Origin of the sequence: Thermogemmatispora aurantia (assembly GCF_008974285.1) — a bacterium.
Lineage (GTDB): Bacteria > Chloroflexota > Ktedonobacteria > Ktedonobacterales > Ktedonobacteraceae > Thermogemmatispora > Thermogemmatispora aurantia.
The window spans coordinates 79,016-94,993 of sequence record NZ_BKZV01000010.1; the positions used below are offsets into that span (position 1 = coordinate 79,016).

At 59.6% G+C, this 15,978-nt stretch carries 9 protein-coding genes and 1 pseudogene; 7 read left to right on the plus strand and 3 right to left on the minus strand.

What is annotated here, in order from left to right:
- Window positions 1-98 precede the first annotated feature (98 nt).
- The 7 genes and pseudogenes from ftsA (at window position 99) to KTAU_RS21005 (ending at window position 12,503) form a co-directional block, all read left to right on the plus strand.
- Window positions 99-1,334: a cell division protein FtsA gene (gene ftsA, locus KTAU_RS20975; RefSeq protein ID WP_112430223.1), complete on the plus strand. Its 1,236-nt coding sequence runs from the start codon at window positions 99-101 to the stop codon at window positions 1,332-1,334.
- A gap of 191 nt (window positions 1,335-1,525) precedes the next feature.
- Window positions 1,526-2,524, plus strand: a pseudogene (gene ftsZ, locus KTAU_RS20980) (cell division protein FtsZ); the annotation flags it as partial.
- 1,251 nt (window positions 2,525-3,775) lie between these two features.
- Complete coding sequence (locus KTAU_RS20985; protein ID WP_151730193.1) at window positions 3,776-4,840, plus strand: SIR2 family protein; 1,065 nt, start codon at window positions 3,776-3,778, stop codon at window positions 4,838-4,840.
- A 39-nt stretch (window positions 4,841-4,879) separates the two neighbouring features.
- A complete protein-coding gene (locus KTAU_RS20990; protein WP_151730194.1) occupies window positions 4,880-6,205 on the plus strand; it encodes an ATP-binding protein in 1,326 nt (441 codons plus the stop codon).
- 17 nt (window positions 6,206-6,222) lie between these two features.
- Window positions 6,223-8,964 carry a tetratricopeptide repeat protein gene (locus KTAU_RS20995; RefSeq protein ID WP_151730195.1) on the plus strand — a complete coding sequence of 914 codons (2,742 nt, stop codon included), beginning with the start codon at window positions 6,223-6,225 and terminating at the stop codon, window positions 8,962-8,964.
- Between the two features lie 352 nt (window positions 8,965-9,316).
- A complete protein-coding gene (locus KTAU_RS21000) occupies window positions 9,317-10,678 on the plus strand; it encodes a radical SAM/SPASM domain-containing protein (RefSeq protein ID WP_170293476.1) in 1,362 nt (453 codons plus the stop codon).
- A gap of 130 nt (window positions 10,679-10,808) precedes the next feature.
- Window positions 10,809-12,503 (plus strand): 5'-methylthioadenosine/S-adenosylhomocysteine nucleosidase family protein, encoded by a 1,695-nt coding sequence (locus KTAU_RS21005; protein ID WP_151730197.1) that lies wholly within the window; start codon window positions 10,809-10,811, stop codon window positions 12,501-12,503.
- Between the two features lie 145 nt (window positions 12,504-12,648).
- Here KTAU_RS21005 and KTAU_RS21010 read toward each other — a convergent pair whose 3' ends face one another.
- The 3 genes from KTAU_RS21010 to KTAU_RS21020 form a co-directional block, all read right to left on the minus strand.
- Complete coding sequence (locus KTAU_RS21010) at window positions 12,649-13,938, minus strand: amylo-alpha-1,6-glucosidase (RefSeq protein ID WP_151730198.1); 1,290 nt, start codon at window positions 13,936-13,938, stop codon at window positions 12,649-12,651.
- Window positions 13,939-13,991: 53 nt separating this feature from the next.
- On the minus strand, window positions 13,992-14,900 hold the full coding sequence (locus tag KTAU_RS21015) for a carbohydrate ABC transporter permease (protein ID WP_170293477.1): 909 nt from the start codon (window positions 14,898-14,900) through the stop codon (window positions 13,992-13,994).
- A gap of 109 nt (window positions 14,901-15,009) precedes the next feature.
- Window positions 15,010-15,972 (minus strand): carbohydrate ABC transporter permease, encoded by a 963-nt coding sequence (locus tag KTAU_RS21020; RefSeq protein WP_151730200.1) that lies wholly within the window; start codon window positions 15,970-15,972, stop codon window positions 15,010-15,012.
- Between the last annotated feature and the right edge of the window lie 6 nt (window positions 15,973-15,978).

Consider the following 15,978-nt stretch of genomic DNA (forward strand, 5'->3'; position numbering starts at 1 on the left):
AGAGAGCCGGGGCAGGCGAGGAGAGTAGCAAGCAGACAGGAAAGTGAGCGCAGATGCGTGTCCCTAGCTAGCAATGCCGCCCGATGAGGAGCTAGATCGTGCAAGAGCGGGTGATCGTCGGAATCGACGTTGGAACAACAAAGGTCTGTGTTCTCGTTGGCGAACTTGATCGTGACGGGAAGCTGAACATTGTTGGCGTTGGCACCTGCCCTTCACAGGGCTTGCGGCGTGGGGTGGTGGTCAACATAGAGGAGACAGTCACCTCGATCGCTGCAGCAATCGACCGTGCCGAGCGCCTCTCCGGCAAGCATATCACCACGGCCTACGTGGGCATTGCCGGTAGCCATATCGAATCGGAGAACAGCAAAGGCTTCGTCGCTATCACTCCGAGCCATCGCGATATCGTTCAGAATGATATTTGCCGGGCGATTGAAGTGGCGCGGGCGATTGCCATTCCGGCCAATCGCGAGATCATTCACGTCATTCCGCGCGGTTATGTTGTTGATGGGCAGGAGGGTATTAAAAATCCCATCGGCATGTCTGGCTTCCGCCTGGAGGTGGAGACGCATATCGTCACGGGCTCCGTCTCTTCAATCCATAATCTGATCAAATGCGTCCAAAAGGCTCATGTGGAGATTGAGGATCTGGTGCTGGAGCCGTTGGCCTCGGGGGAGGCGGTTCTGGCCGATGGCGAAACTGATCTGGGGGTGGTGCTCGTGGATGTGGGCGGTGGTACCACCGATATTGCCATCTACACCGACGGCGCCATCTGGCATACCGTCGTCTTGCCCATCGGTGGCAACCTGATCACAAGCGATATCGCGATCGGCCTGCGCCTGCCTTTCGCCGTCGCCGAAGAGCTGAAGGTAACCTACGGGCACTGTGATCCTTCGGCTATCGACGATGATGATATGATCGATCTCGCGCAATTCATGCCAGATTGTAACGATCTTGTGCCGCGCAAGCTGCTGGCCGAGATCATCCAGGCGCGTGTTGAAGAACTCTTCGAGATGGTGCATGATGAGATTAAGAAGTCGGGCTACGATGGGCTGCTGCCCGCCGGCCTGGTGCTGACGGGTGGCACTGCCGAGCTTCCGGGCATCCTGGAGCTGGCCGGGCAGATCCTTGATCTGCCGGCGCGCATCGGCGTCCCTCTTGGCCTGCATGGCCTGGCCGACTCGATCTGTCGCCCAGCCTATGCGACCGCTGTCGGCTTGCTGCTCTGGGGCCTGACTCACTCGTCGCTAACCTACGACGAGGAGGAGGGGCAGCAGGCTGATCGCGGCACTATGCTGTCGCGCATCGGGCGCTGGCTACGTTCGTTTATTCCGTAAGTCTTGGGAGCCTGTGAAAGGAGACGAGACCCGGGCCGCGCATCCGGTCCGACCAGCCTGGCTCTGGTCAGGGACGGTCGGGGACTGGGGCGAAGGCTGGGGCGCAAGTGGAGAGAGGGAGGAAATGCGCGGTGAGCGGAGCGAGAGAACTTGTGACAGGCTCGAAAGGGGGCCACGAATATATGGGATCAATGGGACAACATCAGGTTGAAGGCTTCGCCCAGATCCGTGTGATCGGGGTGGGAGGCGGCGGCAGCAACGCGGTCAATCGCATGATTCAGGCCAATATGGTGGGTATCGAGTTCATCGCTGTCAATACCGATGCTCAGGCCCTGCTGTTGACGCAAGCCCCGAAGCATATCCGTATCGGCGATAAGCTGACCCGTGGCCTCGGTGCAGGAGGGAATCCTAGCGTGGGGGCCAAGGCAGCAGAGGAGAGCGCCGAGGAGCTGTATGAGGCGCTGAAAGGCTCCGACATGGTTTTCATTACCGCCGGCATGGGCGGCGGTACCGGCACCGGCGCCAGCCCCATTGTGGCACAGATCGCCCGCGAGGTCGGGGCGCTCACAGTGGGCGTGGTGACCCGTCCTTTTAGCTTCGAGGGTAAGAAGCGTCAGCAGACGGCTGAGGAGGGCATTGCCAATCTGAAACAGCATGTGGATACACTGATTACGGTGCCCAACGACCGCCTGTTGCAGATTGCTGACAAGCGCACGCCGCTCTCGGAAGCGTTCCGCCTGGCCGATGATGTGCTGCGCCAGGGTATTCAGGGAATCAGCGACCTGATTACCGTGCCCGGGCTGATTAATCTGGATTTTGCCGATGTGAAGACGATTATGTCCGCCGCTGGCTCGGCTTTGATGGCGATCGGCGAGGCGAGCGGCGAAACACGCGCGATCGATGCCGCTCAGATGGCGATCGCCAGCCCGCTGCTCGACATCGACATTAGTGGCGCACGCGGCGTGCTCTTCAATATCACCGGGGGCACCGATCTGACGCTCTTCGAGGTACAGGAGGCCGCCGATGTGATCAGCCGCGCGGCCCATCCCGAGGCAAATATTATCTTCGGAGCGGTGCAAGATCCAGCCTACGATGGGCGCATCAAGATTACGGTGATTGCTACTGGCTTTGATACGGTGCGCAGTCAGTCACCTGCCGGCACAGGCCGCCTGGAGTACAATCGGAGCATTTTCTACCAGCCCGCAGGCCTTGGGAGCAATGGGGTCTCGGGAGGAGGCTCCCCTTTGCGCCAGCCAGCGCCGGCGGCTTCACACAGCTCATCTCAGGGCTATACGGGCTACACACCGCTGCCGGCCACGCCTCCGCTCAATATCGCCAACGCCCCAACCGGTCCCGGGCCACTGGCCGCGGAACATGCACGCTCCCAGCGAAGCCGCGAGCTGGCCGCGGAACTGCACGGAGATGCCTACGGCGAGGGCTTCGATGGCGAGGATGAGGAGCTGGAGACGCCTGCTCATGGCCACCTGCCGGTCCCCGAGCCGGAAGCTCGACCGCTGCAGCGCCCCGAGCAGCGACCGCAGCGCCAGATTCGGCGCCTCGATCCAAAGATCTCCGACCTGCCACGCGGCAATCGTGGGCCGGCGAGCGATGTGATCGATATTCCGGCTTTCCTGCGGAAACGCTGACCAGGCCTGGCTGCCGCTCCCAGGTGGAGCCACCACAGCCTGTGCGGGAGCAGTTGCAGCTGCTCCCGCCTTGGCTTGCTTCACCTTTTATCCTCAAGAAATATCTTTCTTCTCACTTATTTCATAGATCTCCTCAAAAAACGCCGCTCTTATACATTCCTCACCGGGCGTATTCCTGCGCGTTTGCTGACAAACTCGGACCGCTGATTGGCAACTCTGGCCAGATCTCTCTTGGGCACTTGCAAATTGTAGTAGATATTTGTAGTAGATAGGTGATAACGAGAAGAAGGTGCTCTTAGTGATTAGCTTGAGGAGCGAAGTGTGTTTCTTAGGCTGGGGCCCGAGATGGTTTTTCACTATAGAACCAATGCCTGTCGGGATGGCTGTATAGGGAGAGGAAATCAATTGGCAAAGATATCTAATGTAGTTGATACGCTAATGGTTGACATAATTGCTGATTTCTAACACAATATAAGCAGATAGCCTCTGTCTTTAGACTGAAACGACAGAGAGTGAGACGGACATCAAGTGAGCCGATCCGAACAATCCTGCCTGCTCAAGGTGAATCTGGCGCGCCTGACAGATGCCGAAGAACGCCGATCTGCTGAGTTGGAGGAGCAAGCCTGCTAGAGCGGTGCTGAGCGAGCGGGCGAAGCGAAGGGCAGGGGATCTAGAGGGGATCCAGTCGAGGTTGGAGTGTTCCTGCTCCTGAGCGCATTTGATGGTGGAAAGGGCTGGATCGGTCCATATATTGGCAAGCAGGTACTCTGAGAAGGCAGAGGGAGAAAGAAGATCATGCCCCGACGAGATTCCACTGAGTCTAGCATCCCTGAGATCGCCAAGCTGCTAGACATTCGCAAGCAAGGTGGCTCCGGGATTGTGCTTGTGCTGGGGGCGCGGGCTGGTGCCTTTTACCGCCTGAGTTCGACCTTTCAAGAGATGATCATGGGCTTCAGCGAGCGCAGTCTGCAAGGCCTGAGCAGGTCCGCTGCCTTTGACGAATGCTACCGCGTCTTAAACGAGCACTCTTTTAGTGAACGCGATCTGGATTCTATCTTCCAGGCGGCCTTGCGTGATGTTACAGTCACTGATGCTGACCTTTGCTTGGCAGATCTGGTCAAGGAGGAGTATTTTAGCGAAATTATCACCACGAATATCGACGATCTACTTGAGCAAGCCTTCAACCAGGCGGGAGTCAGGGAGGGGCAGCACTATGAGGTCTTCATCCCGGGACGGAGCTATGAGCAGCGTTTGCAGCATCCTGAGCGACGGCTCTGCCGCGTGATCAAGGTCTTCGGGGACCTGGTGGCTCGCGTCTATGATGCCAGGCGTCAGCGTTCCTATCTCGATCGGCAGGCCAGGCTCAAGGAGCATCTCCAGCAGGTGCTGGAGAGCGACATCCTCGTCATCGGCCTTGATCCTGTCTGGGATGCTGAGCTGATCGATCTGATCCCTCTTGATGGGGGACAGAGCTCAACCTGGTTTGTCGATGAAGATGCGCCGCCTGCAGAGTCGCGCCTTGCCCGTGTCTTCAACGCTCGCCAGGCTCTCTATCTCACTGGCTGGGATGGGCACTATGATAACTTTCTGAAGGCGCTCTTCTGGCATCTGAAATCGTCGATGCCAACTAATATAAGAAACTTCTTTGATATTCTTAGCGAATTGCGTAAAATAAATAGTGAATATAAAATTTCGCAGAGAGAGAGACGCGAGACACAAGAGATGCTCCAGACTACCCTGATGCAACTCAGCTCGCTTCAGCAGCAAACAGAGCAGTGTTTTCAGCTAGTCACCTCTGAGCTGTCCATGCTAAGGGAGCAGTTAGGTTCGTTGCAGCGGCTGCTTCTTCGGGAAGACTAGTCTTTTCACTGTAGCGCATAGTGATTCTGGAGATCTGGCATGGAAGGCGAACTGTTTGTGAACCGAGAATTCGAGTTACATCTCATTGACGAGGCGCTGCGGACATTGCAAGACCGGCAGCGGCTCTTGCGGACGCCTGTTGTGGAGCTGTGCGGAGTGCGTGGCATCGGTAAAACGGCACTGCTCCGTCAGGTTCAGCAACGCTGTCAAGCGACGGATGTGCCGTTTATTTGGGCTGAAGCCGGGCGAGGGGAGAGTCTGCTGGAGCACCAAATCGTCGAGCAAGTGCAGCGCTATCGGGTTAACCTGAGCAGGGCAGAAATGGACAGCTCAGAGATGCTTGGTCCTGGGCTGCAGCGGGCGGTGGAGGCCTTGCGTCTCCTTGCCCAGCGAGGGCGGGCTGTCTTGCTAGTTGATGCGGTGGATGCCGGTAATGAGCGCCAGGTGCGCTGGCTGGAAGCCCTGCTGCGCGAGCTTTTGCAGGAGTATACGCTCTTCGTGGTCTTAGCTACTCCGCGTCTGGTCTCCTTTGAACAGGAGCGCTCCGTGGCGCGAAAGATAACGGTTCTGGAACTCGGGCCCCTTGATCGTCCAAGCTGTGAAGTCTATTTACAGAAGGTAGGCTTGCCACTAGAGGCCGAGGTGCGAGAGCTGATTTTCTCCTGGACGCGGGGCTATCCTCTGGCGATGGAGGTTCTCACCGAGGCCATCCGTGGCGGTCTTGATCCTCGCCAGCCCGCTGATCGCCTCCAGTTGCTCCAGCTCTTGATTGAGCGAGTCGTTCGTCAGGGAGTTCTGCACAAGCTGCCGGCGGAGGAGCGTTCCGCCTATGAAAGACTCTTACGTCTGCTCTCGGTGCCTCGCCGTTTCAATCTTCTCATGTTGCAAGAACTGATTGAACAGTTTGCTCCTGAGTGGGCGCGTGAAAGCCCTTTGGCCTATTTCTTTTTGCCTCGTGAGCTGAGCGACAGGACAGAGGTCGTGCGCTGGCACCTGGACCGTGCCGGCTACGCGGTTGAGGGGCCGGTGCGCTGGCTCTTCTTGCTGGCCTTACAGACCGAGCAGCCTGAGCAGTTTACCTTGCTCCACCGCTGGCTGGCTACCTTTAACCAGCGCTTGGCTGGGCGCGTCAATGGCTCCGATCGTATCCGTTATTTGCGCGAATGGCTCTATCATAGTGCTTTCAGCCTGGAACCTGCGGCGCTGGCTGAGGAAATCCGGGAGCTACTGGCGACCCTGTCTTGGGAGACCGCTGAGGCTCGCGTGCAATTTGTGGAAGAGGTTCGTCAAGACCAAGAGCTGCTAGAGGCCCTGGGGCAACATGCTCAGGACATGCTGACAGGGCTGCAAGCCCTCGAACACTAGGGTGAGGGAATCATACTATGGAACGCCTAGGGGTACCCGAGACTTTTCTCGGGCGAGATCGTGAGCTTTCTCTCTTTCTGGACTGGCTGGCGAACATCCAGCCCGATGCTCCCTGGATTCTCTCTGTTCATGATGCCGAGCCGGACCCCGCTCGTCGGGGCGGCATTGGGAAGACCTGGTTCCTCCGTGCCTGTGTCTCGCTGGCGCGACAGCGCTTTCCCCATCTGGCCGTTGTCCAGGTGGATTTCTTCCGTGTCGCCGATCGTGATCGCCTGGTGATCGCCCGCCGCGTCGTTGAACGTCTCCAAGCGGCTTATCCGCACTGGCAGGCGCGGGCTTTCGCTGAGACTCTGGAAAGCTTTGCCTCCCAGGGCTATCTCAGCAGTCTCTACCCGGAGAAAGATGTGGCAGATATCCGCATTCGTGATAGCCTCTCAGAGGCTTTGGCTCGCGATGTACAGGAATTGCTGCCATACTTGCCTGAGAAGGAGCTGCAGCTCTTGCTCGTCTTTGATACCTTTGAACTGGTCGAGCGCAGTCCCCAGGTAGCGGTCTTGGGCCTGGGACAGCTCTTCCCCGAGCGCTATGGCCTGCCCCATGTCAAAGTGCTCCTGGCGGGGCGCAATCCGCTGGATTGGCAGCATCCAACATGGCATGGGCGTGAGAAGGAGGTGCTGGAGCTGGCGCTGCCTCCTTTCTCGCCTGCTGAGGTGCGCCTCTATCTGGCGCGCGAGCTGGCTGAGCTGCCCGATTCGGCAGACGCAGGAGAAGCCAACGAGGCAGCCGCCGACTCAGAAGCTCCTGTTCTAGCGGCAGAGCGCCAGGCTCGTTCTATTGAGCGTCTCTATGAGCTGACGGCGGGTCGCCCTATTTTGGTCGGACTGGCCTGTGATCTGCTGGCAAGGCGCCTGCTCACGCTGGATGAATTGGTGGCCTTCCCCCAAGGGCGCTTTGAGGAGCAGCTTGTGGTGCGCATCAACGATTTGGAGCGCCCGCTCAACTGGCTGATTCTGGTGCTGGCTCATGTCTATCATCGGTTGTCTGCTCCACTTCTCTCCTGGCTGCTGACCCAGGTCAGGCTAACGGAGGCCGGAGAGCAGGTTTCTGTTGAGGAGTGGCTGGCAGCTCTGCGGCAGCTCTCGTTCGTGCGCGCTGCTGGCGAGGGGGATGAGCTGGCACTGCACGATGAGATGCGCCGGCTGGTGGTGCACTATTGCTGGGAGCGTCAAGACCCCGATCGGCGTTTCCGCCGCGAGCTCAGCCGGGCCGTGATCAGCTACTATGAACAGCAGAACGAGCAAGCGCTCTCGGAACAGGAATGGCAGGCCAGTCGTGTGGAACTGCTCGCTCACTGGCTGACGATGGATGTGGAGGAGGGCCTGCGGCGCTTTCAGCGGCTCTTTGGACCCGCCACGGTCGGCTGGCGCAGCGGCTTTGCCCGCACGCTGCTGGAGACGGTGCGCGACTATGAGCCGACCTTGACGCCTGCCCAGCGCTGGCAGCTCCGGCTCTGGGAGGCCCAGCTGCTGCGCATTGAAGAACAGCCTCACCTGGCGCAAGCGCTGCTAGAACGGTTGCAGCAGGAAGCGGACCCCTCCTGGCTGGCCAGCCAGGAGGAGGCTCTCTCCTATGAGTTCGCGCGCTGTGCCCTGCAGCAACAGCAGTTGCTGCAGACGATTCACTATTACGAACAGTGTCTGGACCTGGCCCAGCGTCGGGGTGATGAGGAGGAGGCCAGTACGCTGCAGGGCCAGCTGGGTTACGTCTATCGCCGGCTGGGGCAGTGGGACGAGGCGCTGCGCTGCTATCGCGCCTCGTTAGCCTATTATCAGCAGCGGGGGAGTCGGGCCTGGTATGCGAACCTGCTCAATAGCATCGGGCAGGTCTACCGCCTGCAGGGACGCATCGAGGAGGCCCTGCGCTATTGCCTGCTGGGCCTGCGGGTGCGAGAGGAGCTGTGGAGCCAGGGCAAGCTGGACGAACGGGCGATCGGCCTCTCCCATAGCACGCTGGCGCTCATCTATCTGGAGAGCGGCGAGCTGCTGCAGGCCGAGCGGCACTTTCGCCACGCCTTCGAGTGCTATGCCCATGTGGGCTATCGCACAGGGCTGGCAGCCACCTATAACCGCCTGGGGCAGGTGGCGCTGCTCAAAGGGCAGCTGGAGGAGGCCAATACCTGGTTCAAGCAGGCCGAGGCGCTGGTGACCGGCTTCGATGAGGAGGTCTTCATCAACAGCCAGTACTACCAGGGGCGAGTCGCGGCGGAGCAAGGACACTGGCAGGAGGCGCTCACGCACTGGCAGTGCGCCTGTGAGCATGCGCGTCACTTGCAAGATCGCTATCAGCTGGTGACCAGCCTCTGCGACCTGGTGGAGGCGCTTTCCCACCTGGGACGACACGAGGAGGCGCAGGCCGCCTGGAGGGAGGCGCGCACGATCGCTGAGGAGGAGGGCTATTGTCTGCTGCTGGGACGGGGCGAGGAAGTGCTGGGCGACCTGGCCTTGGCGGAGAAGCGTGTCGAGGAGGCCTTCCAGCATTATGTGGACAGTTGTGCCTGGATGACTCACCATAATTTTCTGGAATATCACAAGGCGCAACGACGCTTGGTAGGGCGGCTGCTCTCTCTCCCCCTGGAAAAGGTCCCTCCGACTGCGCATCTGGTGAGTGAAAGCTGGCGTCAGCGCGGCCTGGCAGAACCGTATCCAGAACTGTACCAGGCCTGCGAGGAAATTGCTCAACTCCTAAGCATCCCAGGTTAGCTGCTGACCTTCCGGCGCAGAAGGGGCCAGTCTCGTCTGCTTGGACCCAGGTTCTTCGGACCCTGGAAGTCTGGGGCCGTCGCTACTTATGGTCTTGTAGTGCGATCCGTCTGGTTGCCACTAGCTAGCGCTCAGTTCTTTTCTGTAGGGGTGACAGGTACGAATGAACGTCTGGGCTGATCTTGATCCCCTCTGGAGCATCTCTCACGAGGGTGAAACCCCTAATGAGTGCAGACCTCCTGACGAGTGTAGTCTCACTGACCAAAGGGTAGTACAGTGCGGCTGGAGAGATCAGCCGCTGCTGCCGGAAGAGAACCCTGGCGATCTTAACAGCGACTCGAGCCAACTACAGATGTCCCCTTCTCTCTATTGGCAAGAGTGTACAGCCGGGCGCTGGCTGATCTGCAATCCCGAGCAGCTAACGACCGGGCACCTGGCTGTGCTGGATGGCGAGGCGCTGGCTCTGCTCCACTCCTTTGAGCAGCCCGCCTCGCCCGCTGAGGCCGCTCGGTCCTTCTCTCGGGTGCCCCCTGAAAGCTTGCTCTCGCTGCTGCGCTTGCTGGTCGGGCTGGGCTTCCTGCTCCCTGTGCAGGCTGACCCGGCTCAGGATGGCTCTGCCTGGCCGAAAGAGGAGGGCATGATCCTCTCCGCCTGGCTACATATCACGAATGCTTGCAATCTGGCTTGCCAGTATTGCTATGTCCGCAAAAGTTCCGAGCATCTGGCTGAGGAGACCGCCAGACGGGCAGTCCAGGCCATCTTTCGGTCCGCGCGGCGCCACAGCTATCGAGCGGTGCATCTGAAGTACGCCGGTGGCGAGCCAACCTTGCGCCTCCGCCAGGTGCTGGCTCTGCACGACTATGCTCTTGCTCTGGGGGCAGAGGCCCAGATCAAGGTAAGCGCCTCCTTGCTCACCAATGGTGTGGCCCTCAGCGAGCGAGCGGTGGCCGCCCTGAAGGACCACCACATCAGGGTCATGCTCTCGCTCGATGGGCTCGGTCGGCAGCACGATCTGCAGCGCCCCTTTGGGCATGGTCAAGGCTCGTTCGCCTACGTTGAGCGCGCTCTCAATCGCTTGCTGGCCGCAAGTTGGCCTCCGTCTGTGAATGTGACCGTCTCACGGCGCAACCTCGCTGGCCTGCCTGCCCTGCTGGAGTATTTGCTAGAGCGCGATCTTCCTTTTGCTTTGAGCTACTACCGCGAACACGGTTGTTCCGCTAATATTGATGATCTTCGATTTGAGGAAGAGGAGATGATTGCGGGCATGCGAGCCGCCTTTGCGGTGATCGAGAGGCGTCTGCCGCGTCGCCGCCTGTTCGACTCGCTGCTCGATCGGACCCATCCCGGTCTGGCCTCTCGCTACGCCTGTGGCATGGGACGCAACTATCTGGTGATCGATCAACGCGGGGGGGTGGCACGCTGTCATGCTGCGCTCGGGCAGACGATTACGACCATTGCAGCTGAAGACCCGCTAGAGGCGGTGCGTGGCTCCTCTGGCGAGCTGCGTGCCCTGCCTGTTGAGGTGAAAGAGGGCTGCCAGAGCTGCCGCTGGCGTTATTGGTGTGCGGGTGGTTGTCCTTTACAGACCTATCGTCTGACTGGACGACTTGATGTCCGATCGCCAAATTGTGCCATTTATCAAGCCCTCTTCCCTGACGTGCTGCGCCTGGAGGCTTTACGTGTGCTCAAATACGGGACGCTGTTTACATTCTAGCCTGAGGGAGGGAGCGCGGAGAGGGAAGCCCGCCTTGCTCCACGCTTGCATCTGCTCAGCTCTGGCCATCTGTTTGTGCCGGCGCGGGACGCGGCTGCTCTGCAGCTGAGCCGGTAGAGAGGAGAAAGCGATGGAAACAGATGTGCCACTAGCTCTGAAGCACCTGGCCCGGCTGCTCGACCTGCGCAAACGGCAGGGAGATCAGCCTTATCGCGTTGTAATCACTCTGGCCGCCAGTTTGAACGCCGAGGTACGCAAAGCGATCTGTCACAGCGAGAGCTGGAGCGACTTGCGGGCTTATCTCCAGCAGCTCGGCCTGCGTGATCGCCTCGGAGTGCTGGCGCATGGCCTCGCTCTGCAGGAAGCCTCTCAGAACCTGAACGGCTATCGCGCTCTGGCTCGCCTCTGCAAGCAAGGTTACTTTACGATGATCTTGACGGGCGGCATCGACGCCTGGCTAGAACGCGCCTTTACGAGCGAAAACGTAGGGTTAGAGCAGCTCTGTCAGCTCGTCCTGGGTCGTGAGAGCGAAATCTATCTTCAAGAAAAGCTGAGAGATCATGCGCGTAGGCGTGAGATCCTGCTCCTCAAGCTCTTTGGCAGCCTGGAGGCCGGTCTCCTCGCTTCCGACTTCCCTGACTTGCTAGAATTTCGCTCTCCGTTGCGTGAGATCCTGGAGCGCGAACTCAACGAAGATCTCATCGTCATCGGATCTCCTACGCAGGAAGAAGCGATTCTTCGGCTTCTGAGCACGACCAGTCGCAGCAGCATTTATTATGTTTCACCACAGCCCCCGGCTGAAGATGATCGGCTGCTCAGAATCATCGAAGCGCGACACCGAGAAAGTGCCCCATTTCTGATCTGGGGAACCTACGGGCGGCCTACGCACTTCTTTGCTGGATTGGAAGCTCTGCTTAGCTCCAGGCAGGCATTGACGGTTACAGTGACCGAGCTGGAAACGCAGAGCGCCGCTTTTCCTGCCGCCGCAGCGCAACAAGCTGTCGAGCAGCGTGTTGTCTCCCCGCCGGCGGCTCTGCTCACTGGCAGTGCACGTGCCCCGCAGCCCAGGCTGCATGCCGATGTACTGCTGGTGACGGTCACCGAAATAGAGGCTCAGGCGGTGTTAGCGCTCTTCTCACAGGTAGAGCGGTATTATATTGAAGAGAAGACCTACTATCTTCTGGGTGAAGTCGGCGGTACCAGCCTGGTCATGGTCCAGTCTGAAATGGGGCAAGGTGGCGTTGCTGGCTCCCTTCTTACTGTCAGCGAAGGCATTCGTCATCTGCAGCCGCGGGCGGTTATCATGGTGGGTATCGCCTTTGGCCTCAAGCCGGATGAACAGCACATTGGCGACATTCTGGTGGCGCGCCAGATCCTGGCCTATGAACTACAGGCCGTAGTGGCCCGCGAGGGCCAGCGCAGCGTGCGCCTGCGCGGCGACCGGGTGACCGCCTCGCCGTTGCTGCTGGATCGCTGCAAGAGCGGCGCCAAGAGCTGGTCGGGGCAGCGTGTCCAGTTTGGCCTGCTGCTTTCTGGCGAGAAGCTGATTAACGATAAGGAGTATCGTGATCAGCTGCAGGCCCTGGAGCCGGAAGCCATCGGCGGCGAGATGGAAGGAGCTGGACTGTGCGCGGCGGCCCAGCACCACAAAGTCGACTGGATTCTCGTCAAGGCCATTGCCGACTGGGCCGATGGCTTCAAGCATGTGAACAAGGAGCGGCGGCAGCGCAAGGCTGCCAGCAATGCAGCTCGCTTTACCCTGCATGTGCTGGCTCAGGGGGGCCTGGCACCTCTGGCTACTGGCCCAAACTGGATAGAAAGCTAACTACAGGAGAAAGCGGAAGTAGGTCATGGCCCTGGCCGATCTATCCCGCGCGGTAGCCAGCGACCGTGTGCCTCTCTCGCCTCTCTCGCCTTCGCCCATGTCTCTGTCTGTAGGCTGACGGGGCTGCCTAGCGGCCATCTGCTCATCAGCCGGCCTCAGCCAGCAATTGGGCGGCGGCCAGCATCAGAGCAGCGGCGGTCCAGGCCTGGACCTTGCAGGCGCGCGTATAGACCGCCAGCACCTCGGCTCCGCCCGTAGTGGGGGTCAGAATCCATTCCGGAGGCAGAACGCAGTAGAGTTCCACCGGCGAATCGAAGAGGGCCAGAGCCTCCAGCAGACGCCGGCTGATGATGAGGGCCTGGCTATGGCGGCCCATGCGCCAGAGAGCGGAAGCGATGATGGCATTATCGAATGGCCAGACAGTGCCGCGGTGGTAGGAGTACGGATCGAAAGCGTACGAGGTGCGTGAGAGCGTGCGGATGCCCCAGGGGGTGAGCAGGTCGGGCTGGAGCAGGCGCTCTGCCGTCTGGGAGGCGTAGGGTTCCTCCAGAGCCGCGCACCAGAGCAGATGCCCCATATTGGAGGCCACCAGGGGAATGGCTTGCTTCTCTGGAGAGAGGGCCATAGCAGGACAGTGCTCCGTGGGCAGCCAGAAGCGCGGTAGGCCCTTGCGCAGGCGCTCTACGCGCTCCTCTAACTCGCGCAGGAGAGTGGCCTCAGCTCCTGCGGCCTGGAGCAGGGGGCGCATCTCGCGGAAAGCAGCCAGGGCGTAGCCCTGCAGCTCGATCCAGGCCACTGGTGGCTTGGGGGGAGCGCCATCTTCGAGCAGCAAAGCGTCATTACTGTCCTTCCAGACCTGATTGCGCAGTCCCAGGCCGCGAGGCTGGCGCGGCATTACCTCAATCAGTCCGTCATCGTCGACATCGCCGTACTTCAAGGCCCAATCGAGTGCTGCCAGGACATGGGGCCAGAGCTGCTCGACCAGTTGCCGCCCGCCCTCAACCTGCTGCCAGACCGTCGCAGCGGCGATCAGAAAGAGGTAGGTGGCGTCCACTGAGCCATAGTAGCGGCCCTCCCACAATGGCCATTCACCCTCGGGCCAGCGGCGCGGTTCTGGCCAGTACTCGTGAATGATCTTGCCCGGCTGCTCCTCATTCTCGTCACGCTCGCTCGTGCCCTGTGTGGCTGCCAGCGCCCGCAGACCACGAGCGGCGAACTCTCCAACCCAAGAGGCCAGCGCCCGATCGGTCGGACGCAGCCGCGCGGCCTCTAGCACCAGCAACACCGACCAGAGTGTATCACGTCCAAACAGGGCATGGTAGTGATCAGCCGCGCTGCTTGCGTGCAGGCCGGTGGGCGTCTGTAACTCATCCAACCAGGCACGTCCTCGCTCTAGCCAGCGGACGAGAAGAGCAGTCTGTTCCGACTCATGCATAAACTTCACCACAAATGCTCTACGAATATCGTTTTGTCGTGCCAGCCAGGCCTCTATCTGCCGGCCAGGCCCGACGTAGATAGACCCTGGATAAAGTAGCGCTGGAAAATGAAGAAAATGATCACCAGCGGGGCAATCGAGATCATCGCGCCCGCCAGCACCAGATTGTACTGGGTCACATAGTTGCCTTTGAAGAAGGCCAGGCCCACTGTCAACGTGTAGTTCTCCTGGTGGGACATTACGATCAGTGGCCAGAGGAACTCATTCCAGGCCCCCTGGAACGATAAGAGCGCGACCACTGTGACTGCTGGTCGGACCAGGGGGAAGATGATCTGCCAGAAGGCGCGAAAACGAGAACAGCCGTCGATCAGGGCCGCCTCCTCTAGCTCGCGTGGCAGCGTCTTGAGAAACTGCGTCATCAGGAAGACCGAAGTGGGCGTGACCATCGCTGGCACAATCAATCCGCCATAGTTATCGGTCAAGTGCAACGTATAGGCCACCAGAAACTTCGGGATCAGAATGAGCTGTGAGGGGATCATCAGGACCGCCAGCGTCAGCAAGTAAAAGAAGTTTTTCCCGGGAAATTCCATGCGTCCAAAGGCATAGCCAGCCATTGAGGCCAGCAACACATTGAGGACCGTCACAGCGCCGGCGTAGATGATCGAGTTAAGAATATAGCGCGGGAAGAGCTGGGCCCCACTCAGAATGAAGCGGTAGTTGTCAAGGGTGGCCGGGTTAGGCAAAAGGCTCGGTGGCCACGAGAGCACCTGTGCGTAGGTCTTGAATGAAGATGAAAAGGCGAACAGGAAAGGGGCCAGTGAGAATAGCCCATAACCGACCAGCACAACATAGAGCAATACACGACTCAGCGACAATGGCAGTGGGGGCCGACGCCGCATAGAGACGGCAACTGACGGCAGCTGCACCTTTTCCACTCGGGCTACGCCTCCAATTGTGCTCATAGCTCGTACTCCTCTCTCTTGCTTGACAAACAGACCAGAATCGTTCTGCATCTTTTCACATCTCTACCTGCCTATGTGCATGCTTGCCTGACAATCTGGACACTGCCCATTAGTATTGGATGTTGACGTCGATGTAGCGCTTCTGAAGCAGTGTCACTGCAAAGATGATGATGAAGAGTACAAAGGCTTGAGCGCAGGCCAGGCCCATCAGCGATTTCTGGAAGGCCGTGTCGTAAATGACCATCGCTGCCGTCAGAGTTGAGCGCAGCGGGCTCCCGTTGGCGCCCTCCATGACGAAGGCCTGGTCGAATATCTGGAAGGCTCCGATGGAGCCAAGCGCCACCACGGCGAAAGTGGTTGGACGCAGCAGAGGCACGGTGATCTTCCAAAGCATCTGCCAGCTATTGGCCCCATCGACGCGGGCGGCCTCGTAGAGTGTTGGAGGAATATCCTGCAGGGCGGCCAGATACATCAACATGAAAGTCGGGGCTGTGGTCCAGATGTTGAGCAGCATAATGGCTGGCAGGGCGGTCGAGGGATTCTCCAGCCAGGCCGGCCCCTGGATATGCAGCAGCGAGAGCACATAGTTGATCCCTCCCTGGGGCTGGTAGAGCCAGTAGAAGATCAGCGAAATGGCCACCGAGGAGGTCATGGCCGGCAGGTAGAAGATCGTACGAAAGAAGCCCCGCCCGCGCACCTTCTGATTGAGCAGGAGGGCCAGGAAGAGCGCCAGAATCGTCTGAAGAGTCACGACGCCAATCGTGTACTCAACGCTGTTGCGTAGACCGACAGCGAAGTCGCCATCGTGAGTCAGGTCGTACCAGATATTCAGGTAATTGCGAAAGCCGTAGAAGATCGGTGTGGTAAAGCCAAAGTCGACGTAGAAGAAGCTCAGGGTGAGCGCCGTCACGACGGCGATCAGCGTGAAGACGATCAGTACAAAGAGGTAGGGGGCCAGGAAGGTGTAGGCTGTCAGGGTCTCTGTCAGCTTGCGCCGATTGATCTTGAAAGGCAGACCGCGACGCGTCTCGGGAGGACCGCCCGGACGAGCTTTGCTTGCTGCCAGTTGCATAGTCAA